The following is a 10,864-nucleotide window of genomic DNA, read 5'->3' on the forward strand; positions in this document are numbered from 1 at the left end:
TTCTAATGCCCATTCATTAAACATTTTTAACAAACTCTGCCATTCAACTCCCATCATTACCCTTCTAATTGTTGAAGAGGATGGGACTCTTTCTGGAATTATGTTAAATTCTTGACTGAGCCTGTGCCGATTATTTTTAGCAAACTCTCCTAGCTCTCTATAACCTGAGTATCCTAGCATTGTTCCCAGTGTTATTACTACTAATACTATCCATAAAGGGTGTCTTTTTCCTTGATCTTTCCGAAAGTCCTTGACTTGTTTCAGTTTTTCTATTAAGCTCAACATATATTTGAAAAGTTGCCGGTCACTTATCATTTTACCTGATATTGATCGCTTTTACTTTTGATATTCTGATGGGAGAATGAAACAGCCCTAGGGGGGTGGGGGGTTGGGGAGAATAAATAATCAGTTTTTAATAACTGGATTTAGTATTAGCAGTGGCTATCTTTTGCCGGTGGCTATCAAGTAAAAATCGGCAAACCTGAAAATCTCTCAAGCTTTCTCTTAATTAATGTTAGACTGGGGAGTAATCCACGGCTCATCACCAAAGTACAAACTATGACTACTGCTACTGATATAGGCACATTAGTCACCCGTTCCCCAGATATTGGTAAGGATCGTCCAGTCATTACAGGGACAGGAACCTCTGTTCGTCGAGTAGTTGTTTTATATAAGCAAGGTGCAAGTGCAGAGGAAATCGCTCGCCGTATGAGCCATCTAAGCCTTGCCCAAGTTTATGCTGCTTTGGCTTATTATCATGCTAATCGCGATGAGATTGAAGCAGATTTGGCTGAGGAAGACGCTGAATACTGGAAGCTGGCATTATTACACGGCAAAAAGGCTTAACCAATTTTTAGATGGACAAGATACTTTTGTACATTGACGAAGACTCTATGGATGAGGACTTCGTACAAGCCTTAAGATCGCGCAGTGTGGATGTGTTGACAGTTGCAGATGTGGGAATGCTCTATCGATCGGATGAGGAACAAATGGATTGGGCAAGACAAAACGGTCGGGTTATTTTTAGTTTCAATACAAGAGACTTTTATCGATTGCATACTACTCTAATTGAGCAGGGCTTATCTCATCCTGGAATTATTTTAGCTCCACAACAACGATATGGAATCGGTGACTTGATGCGCGGAGTATTAAAGTTGATTAACACCAAGTCACCGGAAGAAATGCAGGGGCAACTAGAATTTTTGAGCCACTGGATTTCTTAAGATAGTGAACAGATAACTGTCTGCTTTATACTAAATCCTTTGACTATAGACTACATATCAGGAGAGGCAAAAGGTAAAAGGGAGAATAAATAATCAGTTTTTAATAACCAGATTTAGTATTAGCAGTGGCCATCTTTTGCTGGTAGCTATCAAGTAAATCGAAGAATAAAGTAGGTGGGGTTAAACGATAGTGAAACCCGACATTTAAGTAATTGGGTTGGGTTTCGTCAAATAAATTCCTGTAAAATAGCTTCGATTTGTCCTTTTAGAGCAGGAATATCATTTTCAACAATATCCCAAATAATCTCTAGATTAATACAAAGGTATTCATGAATAGTTAAGTTTCTTAGATCGCTGGCATCTCGCCGTTGTTCAAACACGGTTTTTCCCGGTCGAGCATACTTTTCTACACGCTCAATTGCTTCTAAAATATCTCGCAAGCGTTCGGGATCATCTCTCATAGTGGTAAGTAGTCGTGCAAAATTAATTTCTTAGTGAAGATAGGCAAAAGGCAAGAGGCAAAAGGCAAGAGGGGGTTAGATATGTGTAATTAATTTTGCTTAGGTACTTACCAAGAAGTTTCATGTTGAATGTTACCGTTCGGGAGAGGTCGAATCAACAGTTAAATTTGCAAAATATTTGCAAAACGAGTATAAAGATAAAAGAATGATTTTTATTGGGGATGGAGCAGGTTATCATAAATTTGCATAGTTCAAAGAGTTCTTAGAAGAAATAAATAAGGGAAAGAAAGCTAATGAATGGCCAATTACTTGTATTTTATTGGCACCGAATGCTCCACAACAAAATCCAGTGGAAGATGTTTGGTTGCAAGGGAAAAACTTTTTAAGAAAATACTGGTATTTATGCAAGTCTTTTAAGATTGTCAAATTTTTATTTGAATTTTGTATTGATGATCATAAATTTGATTTTCCTAAAATTAATCAATACAGTTGTTTTTAGAAAATGTGGTTCTTCCGAACTTACACTGTAGAAAATTCCCCAAGCTCCCTCTCTGTCGAACAATGCTCTAAAGTTGATAAATATCAATCTAACAAAAACTCAAAGCCCTATTGTACAAACTTTACAAGCATGAGTTGTTAATAGTTTTACATGACAGGTTCGGTAGAGCCGAAAATGTTTAGGATTGCTATATCTGAGAAAATGTGTAATTAACTAATTCAGCTTTGTTATTCTTGACTGACCAAATAAAAATTTCTTGCACCACACCCTTAGAAAATTGAGTTATGTATCGAGTCAAAATATAATTTTCTGGATGAGGCGGTTGTATCCATGTGTCGATCACTTGAGTTGATTTTCGAGAACCAAAAATACGAGATGTTGTTTCGCATAGCTTTAACACATCGTTAAGAGAATTGCTTTTTCTTAATAACTCACTCGCTCGATTATAGATTTCTTCGCACTTACCTCTATCTAGTTGAGCGTGGAATTCCTGAACCGCTTTCTCGACTATATCTTTATGATTTTCTATTTCATCAATATAGTCGGACATAACCCGTTCTCTCTCGATCGGATGACCTAACATTAAGTAAAAATTTCCTAATCTCATAAGAATTCCACCCCCGAAAAAGATCGAGCCGATGACAATAAAGATAACTAAACTTCCTAAACATCCCAAACAACTGAATTTTTGATTAGACATATCGATGATCCACCTAGGTTTAGTTTTAAGGTTTGTTAATCGTCTATAAGAGGTTTTTCTTGCTAAATCTGATCATAATCGTATCTAATTTGTCTTCTAATCTCTTAAATATTTAATCTTTGCTTAAGACCGCAATTGGCGAGATCATACTAAAGATACGCTCACTAATGATTGCAGACGCGGAGCTTTCTCGATCGATAGCTAAAACTTGAAGAAACAGAAGAATTTAGGCTTACTTTCGATACTGGGAAAAAATAATTTACAGCACTTCTGGCTTCATCAAGACAGGCAGGAGCTGCCAGATACTTGATTAAGCTTGGAGGTGTACTTGCTCAAACTGAAAAATGCTGTAGAGCGAGCGTTTTAATGAACTCTTAGAGAAAAGTATCGCTATAGGACGATTTTTTTTCTCTCGCTAAAAATCATCGCGATTCTTTTTTCTCGATACGCCGCTTCGTTCACGAATACGGGATGAACAGTGGCTTGTTCTCGATAGAAAAATGTTTCACCTGAAAACGAAATAAAGAGTGGGTCACCGAAATTTAACGGCTCGTAATCTTTCAATCTCTCGTGAACCATCGCGTCGATCTCTCCCGATGGATCTCTTGGAAAATCGATCGCTTTAAGAGTTTGATAGACCGTGACGCTAGAAGAACCTGCGAGCGAGCGTCCCCGATTTCTCGCGTCGAGATAATCGAGGATTTTATGGACAATCACTTCGGTTCGCTCTACAATCCGCGCATCCAAGACACCTTGCGCTACCGGACCAACTTCCACGGTACAACCTAATCGAGAGAGCGAGCGCAATCTCGACGAATCTTGCCGATCTCCTAAACAGATCTGCGCCGAGGGATCTTGTTGTTGCAAATAAGCCGCTAGCTGTAAGTTAAAAGCATCTTCGTTCGACGGGATAATCGTCATTCCCATACTCGCAGTCGTGCTGTGTAGATCGATAATAAAATCCACGCCCGAGCCATGGGTAGGATGTAAGATAGCCTTGATTTCCTTGGCCCGTTTCTCTTCGTAACCCGTCAAACCCGGATCGCTCAATTCGTGAACGGCGAAACAACGATTTAAATCTCGATCGATGTAGCGACGGGTTTCAGCGATCGCTCGCGGGTTCGCAAGGAGCGCAAGCACCTCTAAACTCTCCCGTCGGATCAGTTCAGGAAAGCGCTCGAATTTTTTCACTAACGCGACTCCCGTTAACTCGTTGCCATGGGTTCCCCCGACGATGGCGACCTTCCGAATCGATTCCAAAGTCATAGATAATCTCCTTGCTTTCATTGGCTAACTTTCAATTTTTCGAGCGACGGTCTCTGCATTTTTTCGCCGATCGCTATTTCTTTTCCCCGCTACTTTCTAGATTAAAGAAACCTTTAGTATATGTCAAATATTAATTTAATTAAGCTAGTATATTTTATATGTATAGTAGAATTCTATGGAACTCCGTCACCTCCGTTATTTCGTCGCCGTAGCGGACGAATTGAGCTTTAGCCGAGCGGCGCAACGGTTACAGATCGCCCAACCTCCCCTTAGTCAGCAGATTCAAGCGCTAGAAAAGGAATTAGAGGTCAAACTATTCGATCGCCAAAGTCGTCCGCTTCGACTGACCACCGCGGGACAAGCATTTTTAGAAGAGGCGCGCACCACCTTACTACAGTTAGAGCGAGCGGTCTATAAGACCCGATCGATCGATAAAGGACAATCGGGAACTTTAACGATCGGCTTTACTGGCTCGATCGCCAATAGTATTTTTACCGAGATATTGCTCGCTTTCCGCCAAGAGAATCCCGACATTAAATTAATTATGCACGAGGAAAAAACCGCCCTAATCTTGCAAAAATTGCGCGAAAGGCAAATGGATATAATTTTTCTCTATAGCTATCGGGAAGCTTGGGAAGATACTTCCTTCCAGATGACGATCCTCGATCGGGAACCGCTCGTCTTGGTTTTACCGAAAAACCATCCATTAGCGGAACGTTCTGCCCTTTCCCTAAACGATTTAAAAGAGGAAGAATTTATCCTACCCCTGCATAATGTTTCTGGTGGCTTATCCGAACAGATCTATTTTCTCTGCTCTCAAGCGAAATTCGAGCCGAAAGTGTCTCAAACCGCCCTTTTTATGGTCACGATCTTGGGATTAGTCGCAGGAGGAACTGGGATTAGTATTCTTCCCGCAAGTGTCCGAAATCTCCAACGCCATGGGGTGATCTATCGCTCGCTTCTCGAACAGAACCAGACCTGTAATTTAATGGCGGTCTGGCCTGACAATGATTCCTCGAAAGTATTACCGGTATTTCTGGATTTTATCCACTCCTACAGACAACTGGAGAGCGATGCTCTAGAGTAACTCCCTCGCCAAAATCAGTGATTGCCAGAACAATCGATCCCACGCGAGGCGAATTGCATTCGCCCTCTTTTAATAACTTCTGTTCATCACCCATCACTCCATTTCCCTAAAAATATTAAGAGATGTAACTATTTACCCCTAGCCTAGAAAGTGATTACTCAACAGGGGTGAGATCAGGATAGTCTAGATCGAGCAGTCCGATAGATGTTTAGTTAAATTCCTACTTCAGATATGTCCGTTTCTAGTCCTCCTCGTTCCCTGCGTATCGGTTCGCGTAAAAGTCAGTTAGCCCTAGTACAAACCTATTGGGTACAGGCAGAATTGAGTAAACACCACCCCCATCGACAGTTTGAGGTGGAGACGATGAGTACCCAAGGCGATAAAATTCTCGATGTGGCCCTAGCGAAAATCGGTGATAAGGGTTTATTTACCAAAGAACTAGAAGTGGGAATGTTGGATAGATCGATCGATCTTGCCGTCCATTCTCTCAAGGATCTGCCCACTAATTTACCCGAAGGGTTAATCTTGGGTTGCGTCACCGAAAGGGTTAATCCGGCCGATGCTTTGGTGGTAAATAGCCAAAATCAAGACTATCAATTAGACACTTTACCGGAAGGTGCAGTGGTGGGGACTTCTTCCCTGCGGCGATTAGCCCAGTTGCGTTACCATTATCCCCATCTGACTTTTAAAGATGTGCGCGGCAATGTTAACACCCGTCTGGCAAAACTGGACGCGGGAGAATACGACGCGATTATTCTGGCAGTAGCGGGATTGGAAAGGTTAGGATTAGGCGATCGAGTTCATCAGGTTATTCCGGCGGAGATTTCTCTCCATGCGGTGGGACAGGGGGCTTTAGGGATAGAATGCCGCGATGGAGATCCGGAGGTTTTGGAAGTCCTAAAAGTGTTGGAACACGCCCCTAGTCGCGATAGATGCTATGCTGAACGCGCTTTTTTACGCGAGTTGGAGGGGGGTTGTCAAGTTCCCATCGGAGTCAATACGGCGATCGAGGATGGTATCCTCACTTTAACGGGTATGGTGGCCAGTCTCGACGGTAAGCGCCTGATTAAGGACTCGGTTAGCGGTGATCCTAGCCATGGGGAAGTCTTAGGACGAGATTTAGCCCATAAAGTGCGCGAGGCTGGTGCTGGAGAGATTTTAGCCGAGATTTTCGCTGAAGTGGGACGATAATCAGTTATCAGTCTTAAGTGGGGTTAGCTAAATAAATCTAACCCACCCTACACCCGACGAAAGACTTTGTCAGTAAACTCTAATTAACTTCAGTTCGGTGGATATACTTTGCACGGTTATAACTGGCATTTTTTACTCAAAGACAATAGAGTTCTTGCATAATTAATTTTTTGAGAGTTCAAAAATGAAAAAAATAGGCATAAAATTGCCTAAAATCCCTAAATAGAGCATTTAATTGATTAATGCTCATTCTTAATTCTCCTGACTCGGAGACTACTGGCTCGGTTCGGCGGTTCGGCGGTTCGGCTGAGCTCACCGTCGAAGCCTCTTGCATGAGTGACTCTTGCCTTCAGAAGCTGATCACCGAAAAGTCTCCCTATCACCCCTTTTTACTTGGCTCTCTCGATATCATGGTGTAAAGTATTGGTGAACATTACATTGTGGGCGCAAGCATTATGCCCCTACATTACCCTAGGTTAGTAGTTCTGTGGGGACTTATGGCCTAAGCCCTGCCTTAGATAACTTTTGCTGATCACCACAAGTACGGGAGAGCCTTTTACTTTCAAAACTATGTCAGAAATAACCTTGCAAATTAACGGCAAAACTCAAACCTGTTTACCGGAAACTAAACTACCGCAAATGTTAGAAAATTTGGGCATGAATCCTCGGTTAGTTGCAGTGGAATATAACGGAGAAATCCTCCATCGTCAGTATTGGGAAAACACGGAAATCAAAGAGGGAGATAAATTAGAAATTGTTACTATTGTCGGAGGGGGATAAAATAATCAACAATCGACACTTGAGGGAAAAAACTTGTTAGTTATCGGTTTAATCAGTGGCACATCGGTGGATGGCATCGATACCGCTTTAGTGGAGATTAGCGGTACGGTTGAATCTCCACAGGTGCAGTTATTAGCAGGGGAAACCTATCCCTATTCCCCCCGATTACGCGAGACAATTTTACAAGTCTGTGGGGGAGAAAAGCTATCTATTGAAGCTTTAGCCAGCTTAGATGATGATATCGCCGCAGAATTTGCCCAAGCTGCCTTAAATATCCAAAAAGAAGCCCCAAAAGCCCAATTAATCGGCAGTCACGGTCAAACCGTTTTTCATCGACCCCCCGCAAACGATCGCCTCGGTTACACGGTACAATTAGGACGGGGAGCGGCGATCGCAAAAATTACCCGTATTCCCACCATTAGTAATTTTCGCGCTGCCGATATCGCCCAAGCTGGTCACGGTGCGCCCCTAGTGCCGAAAATTGACGCTTATCTGCTCTCTCACCCCACTAAAACCCGCTGCGTCCAAAATATCGGCGGTATTGGCAATTTAACCTATCTACCCCCCCGACAAAGGGAAAATTGGCAGCAAAAAATTTTCGGTTGGGATACCGGTCCCGGCAATGTCCTCATCGATTTGGCCGTACAATTTTTGAGCCAAGGCCAACAAACCTACGACTATAACGGTCAATGGTCGTCCCAGGGTCAACCCTGCTCCGAATTAGTTCATAAATGGCTACAGGAGCCTTATTTTCAACAATATCCCCCTAAATCCACTGGCAGAGAGTTATTTAGCCCCGCCTATCTAGCCCAATTGCGCGAGGATGCCCAAGCTTATTGCCTCAGTGATGCCGACTGGTTGGCTAGTTTAACTGATTTAACCGCCATTTCGATCGCCCACAGCTATCAAACCTTTTTGCCAGAAATGCCCGCGGAAGTGCTGCTCTGCGGTGGTGGCGCTCGTAATGCCTACCTGCGGCAACGACTCCTAGCACATTTGGGGTCAAATGTCAAGCTTTTGACCACTGATGAGGTAGGATTAAATAGCGATTTTAAAGAAGCGATCGCTTTTGCCCTCTTGGCCTATTGGCGCTGGCACAATTTCCCCGGTAATTTACCGAAAGTCACGGGAGCAAAAGCAGCGGTTTTATTGGGAGAAATTTACCTATGAGCAGCAGCTATGAAATATTTTCAACAATTCAACGCCAAAGGGTCAGCGACGGTCAAATAGTGCCAATTTTAAGCGATTGTACTGATTACAAACGTCTTTTAATTCTTGTTTGGCCGCAATTGGGAGATTTTGACAGTCTCGAATACGCTTGGTGGTTAGAAAAAGAGGCAGCCCTTTGGCAAAATGCCGGGATTACCATTCGTGCTATCGGTATCGGCGATTGCAATTCAGGGTTGAAATTCTCTGAATATACGAAATTTCGGCAAGATTGGCTGTTTGTTGACCCCAAAGCCGAATTACACAATTTATTAGGACTTTATCGGGGTTTATCGGTAAAATTACCTGGATTTTCTCCCGGACAAAATGCCTGGTTAAATCTAATTTTCATGTGTGCGGGTGTGGGTAGTCCGGGGACTCTGGCCGAAGTGCTGCGGGGTTATCTTGGCGATCGCAAAGCCCCCCAATTAATTGCCGAGCAGGAAACAATGCAAGCGCGGCCTTTACCACCTTTCCGGGGTTCCCTATTCAATCTTGCTGGGGGTCAAGGTTTTCAGCGACCTTTTGAATTAGCCACCCTGAGACTCCGTAATATGAGTCAAGTTTTGGGCAATTGGTCAACATATATCCCCGATAGTAGTTATCTCACCCAACGGGGAGGGACTTTTTTATTTGATAATCAAGGAAATTTACTCTATGAGCATCGAGATCGAGGTATCTTGGGCTTTGCTGAGAATATGAGTTATCCCCTCGCTTTTTTGCGGGATTAAGCTTTTTTCTTCTGCATCTCGCCCACTTCCAACTCTTGCCTTTTAGCTTTTCTAGCTGATGGCTAAAAAACTTTAATCTTGTCCAACTACTTAGGGTCTGCTGAAAAAATCGGATAGGAAAAAGTTATGATGCTAAGGACAAATTCTGCTCCTTCAATGATAAGTTATTCTGTTCATAAGTCTCAATTAGTATCAGGATAACTGATAGAAAAGACCGAAAAGAGTAACTTTTCCGATTTTTGACAAAAAGAGACAGTAAAACCTGCCGTAGCAGGGTAGAAAGATTAAGCACTAAAAAAGTAATAGCAATCTTATTTTCTGAAGTTTCTGAAAGTTTTGTCATCACTCTATCGAGTCCAAAAGATCGTTTGGCTTGCCCAAATTTGCCCTCAATACGGTTACGATACTTTTCATCTAGTTGAGCTTGTTTTTTGAGTTCAGCACTTCGAGTTTTTGAGGGTCTTCCTAATGGTAATCCACTTGATCTTATCCCTCTCTCTTTACACCATTTTAAGTTTTCTCTGGTTCGGTAAATTTGGTCAACATGAACGGATTCGGGATAACAATGATATGTCTCTTTATATTTTTCAATTTGAGGAATTAAGTCTTGAGATTCATTGAAGTTTTCCCAACTTAAACGGTCTAAGAAAACAAACTCATCCACATAAGAAACCGAGAGTTTTGCCCCCTGTGGCTTTCCCCGCTTTTCCCCAGACGATGGGACGAACGTGAGGTTGACTTAGACTGACAATTCTCTGGTCAACTCTTTGTTTTTTCTCTGTCCACATCTCCTGCTGTTGACGATAAACTTCTTGAATGACTAATAACTGTTTATACTGTCTTTTACTTAGGCAAGTTAAGGACGCTCCCTGTTCAATGAGTGAGTCGATATAACTTAAGTTTCTTTTAATATATCCCAATTGTTGACCGATGGCTTTTCTTCTTTCTTTTGGCGAGGGACGACGTTTTTTCGCTACTTTTAAATAGTTTTTTCTGGCTATTTTTCGATAAGTTCTCGGTTTTTTTATCAGCTTTCCTTTGACTTCTTGATAGAGGCGGTCTAAAATCTTCTCCGTTCCTTGTCTGGCTTGATTTAAGATGTCTAAATCCCTGGGATACTTAATATCTGCTGGCGCACGGCATCTAATATTAATTTTCCCTGATTTTTCTTCTCCCCTTCTTCTTCTTTTTCATCCGGAGGTTCTTTATCTTCTAAACCGTCGCGGTTTTCTTTCTCTTTTCTCACCATTTCTTGGGGGATTTTATTAACTATTTTGAACTTAATTCTTTTTCTAAAATATACCATCATTGCTGGGTCAAATGGGGCTTCCTCTTGATAGCTTGTTAAGCCGATAAAGTATTGTAGGTAAGGGTTTTCTTTAATTTGCTCTACTGTTTCCCTATCACTTATTCCTAATTTTTCTTGAATGATTAATGCTCCCAATGCCATTCTAAATGGTAAGGCAGGCGCACCTTTTTTCTCTGAGAAGTTTTTGGCGTATTCTTTCTCAAATTTTTGCCAAGGAATAGAACTCTTGCAAATTAATTATATGTTATAATGATGGGTTAACTAATTTTTTGGGGAAAATTAGTTAATCAGTACATTTGTCCTGAATGAAAACTTGAAGTTTAACTTTTAACTCAAAACTCTTTAGAGCTGCTTTAATTTGGTTATCAAAACCTCTTTATTTAAGCGGCACAAACTATCTCAATTATAAAA

General features: G+C 41.8%; 11 protein-coding genes and 1 pseudogene. 7 read left to right on the top strand and 5 right to left on the bottom strand.

Features of this window, described 5'->3' with window-relative positions; translation table 11 throughout:
- Window positions 1–285 (bottom strand): transposase family protein (locus H6F92_RS16795; RefSeq protein ID WP_190358793.1); only part of this gene is annotated, 285 nt, incomplete at its 3' end.
- Between the two features lie 273 nt (window positions 286–558).
- On the opposite strand from H6F92_RS16795, the gene H6F92_RS16800 reads away from it, so the two are divergent.
- Complete coding sequence (locus H6F92_RS16800) at window positions 559–846, top strand: DUF433 domain-containing protein (RefSeq protein ID WP_002799328.1); 288 nt, start codon at window positions 559–561, stop codon at window positions 844–846.
- 26 nt (window positions 847–872) lie between these two features.
- Window positions 873–1,223 carry a DUF5615 family PIN-like protein gene (locus H6F92_RS16805; RefSeq protein ID WP_373276095.1) on the top strand — a complete coding sequence of 117 codons (351 nt, stop codon included), beginning with the start codon at window positions 873–875 and terminating at the stop codon, window positions 1,221–1,223.
- Window positions 1,224–1,450: 227 nt separating this feature from the next.
- Here H6F92_RS16805 and H6F92_RS16810 read toward each other — a convergent pair whose 3' ends face one another.
- The 3 genes from H6F92_RS16810 to H6F92_RS16820 all read right to left on the bottom strand — a co-directional run bounded on the left by H6F92_RS16810 (window position 1,451) and on the right by H6F92_RS16820 (window position 4,149).
- Window positions 1,451–1,684: a HepT-like ribonuclease domain-containing protein gene (locus H6F92_RS16810; RefSeq protein WP_061431974.1), complete on the bottom strand. Its 234-nt coding sequence runs from the start codon at window positions 1,682–1,684 to the stop codon at window positions 1,451–1,453.
- A 686-nt stretch (window positions 1,685–2,370) separates the two neighbouring features.
- A complete protein-coding gene (locus H6F92_RS16815) occupies window positions 2,371–2,883 on the bottom strand; it encodes a hypothetical protein (RefSeq protein ID WP_004162853.1) in 513 nt (170 codons plus the stop codon).
- A gap of 390 nt (window positions 2,884–3,273) precedes the next feature.
- Window positions 3,274–4,149: an aspartoacylase gene (locus tag H6F92_RS16820; protein ID WP_190358794.1), complete on the bottom strand. Its 876-nt coding sequence runs from the start codon at window positions 4,147–4,149 to the stop codon at window positions 3,274–3,276.
- Between the two features lie 175 nt (window positions 4,150–4,324).
- Between H6F92_RS16820 and H6F92_RS16825 the strand changes: the two genes are divergently transcribed.
- The 5 genes from H6F92_RS16825 (at window position 4,325) to H6F92_RS16845 (ending at window position 9,144) form a co-directional block, all read left to right on the top strand.
- A complete protein-coding gene (locus H6F92_RS16825; protein ID WP_004162856.1) occupies window positions 4,325–5,236 on the top strand; it encodes a LysR family transcriptional regulator in 912 nt (303 codons plus the stop codon).
- A gap of 231 nt (window positions 5,237–5,467) precedes the next feature.
- On the top strand, window positions 5,468–6,427 hold the full coding sequence (gene hemC, locus H6F92_RS16830) for a hydroxymethylbilane synthase (protein WP_185241014.1): 960 nt from the start codon (window positions 5,468–5,470) through the stop codon (window positions 6,425–6,427).
- 570 nt (window positions 6,428–6,997) lie between these two features.
- Complete coding sequence (gene thiS / locus H6F92_RS16835; protein ID WP_045360769.1) at window positions 6,998–7,207, top strand: sulfur carrier protein ThiS; 210 nt, start codon at window positions 6,998–7,000, stop codon at window positions 7,205–7,207.
- Between the two features lie 33 nt (window positions 7,208–7,240).
- Entirely contained in the window at window positions 7,241–8,377 is a 1,137-nt protein-coding gene (locus H6F92_RS16840; protein ID WP_190358795.1) for an anhydro-N-acetylmuramic acid kinase, read from the top strand.
- Entirely contained in the window at window positions 8,374–9,144 is a 771-nt protein-coding gene (locus tag H6F92_RS16845; RefSeq protein ID WP_190358796.1) for a peroxiredoxin-like family protein, read from the top strand. Before H6F92_RS16840 ends, H6F92_RS16845 begins: the two co-directional genes overlap by 4 nt.
- Before the next feature lie 124 nt (window positions 9,145–9,268).
- Here H6F92_RS16845 and H6F92_RS26160 read toward each other — a convergent pair.
- A pseudogene (locus tag H6F92_RS26160) lies at window positions 9,269–10,678 on the bottom strand (IS5 family transposase); the annotation flags it as partial.
- Window positions 10,679–10,864: the final 186 nt, after the last annotated feature.

Source organism: Microcystis wesenbergii FACHB-1317 (assembly GCF_014696875.1).
GTDB lineage: Bacteria > Cyanobacteriota > Cyanobacteriia > Cyanobacteriales > Microcystaceae > Microcystis > Microcystis wesenbergii_A.

Bases quoted from the DNA above. Each gene is read 5' to 3' on its own strand.
- H6F92_RS16800 (WP_002799328.1), top strand. From the start codon at position 559: ATGACTACTGCTACTGATATAGGCACATTAGTCACCCGTTCCCCAGAT.
- H6F92_RS16825 (WP_004162856.1), top strand. From the start codon at position 4,325: ATGGAACTCCGTCACCTCCGTTATTTCGTCGCCGTAGCGGACGAATTG.
- H6F92_RS16810 (WP_061431974.1), bottom strand. From the start codon at position 1,684: ATGAGAGATGATCCCGAACGCTTGCGAGATATTTTAGAAGCAATTGAG.
- H6F92_RS16845 (WP_190358796.1), top strand. From the start codon at position 8,374: ATGAGCAGCAGCTATGAAATATTTTCAACAATTCAACGCCAAAGGGTC.
- H6F92_RS16820 (WP_190358794.1), bottom strand. From the start codon at position 4,149: ATGACTTTGGAATCGATTCGGAAGGTCGCCATCGTCGGGGGAACCCAT.
- hemC (WP_185241014.1), top strand. From the start codon at position 5,468: ATGTCCGTTTCTAGTCCTCCTCGTTCCCTGCGTATCGGTTCGCGTAAA.
- H6F92_RS16815 (WP_004162853.1), bottom strand. From the start codon at position 2,883: ATGTCTAATCAAAAATTCAGTTGTTTGGGATGTTTAGGAAGTTTAGTT.
- thiS (WP_045360769.1), top strand. From the start codon at position 6,998: ATGTCAGAAATAACCTTGCAAATTAACGGCAAAACTCAAACCTGTTTA.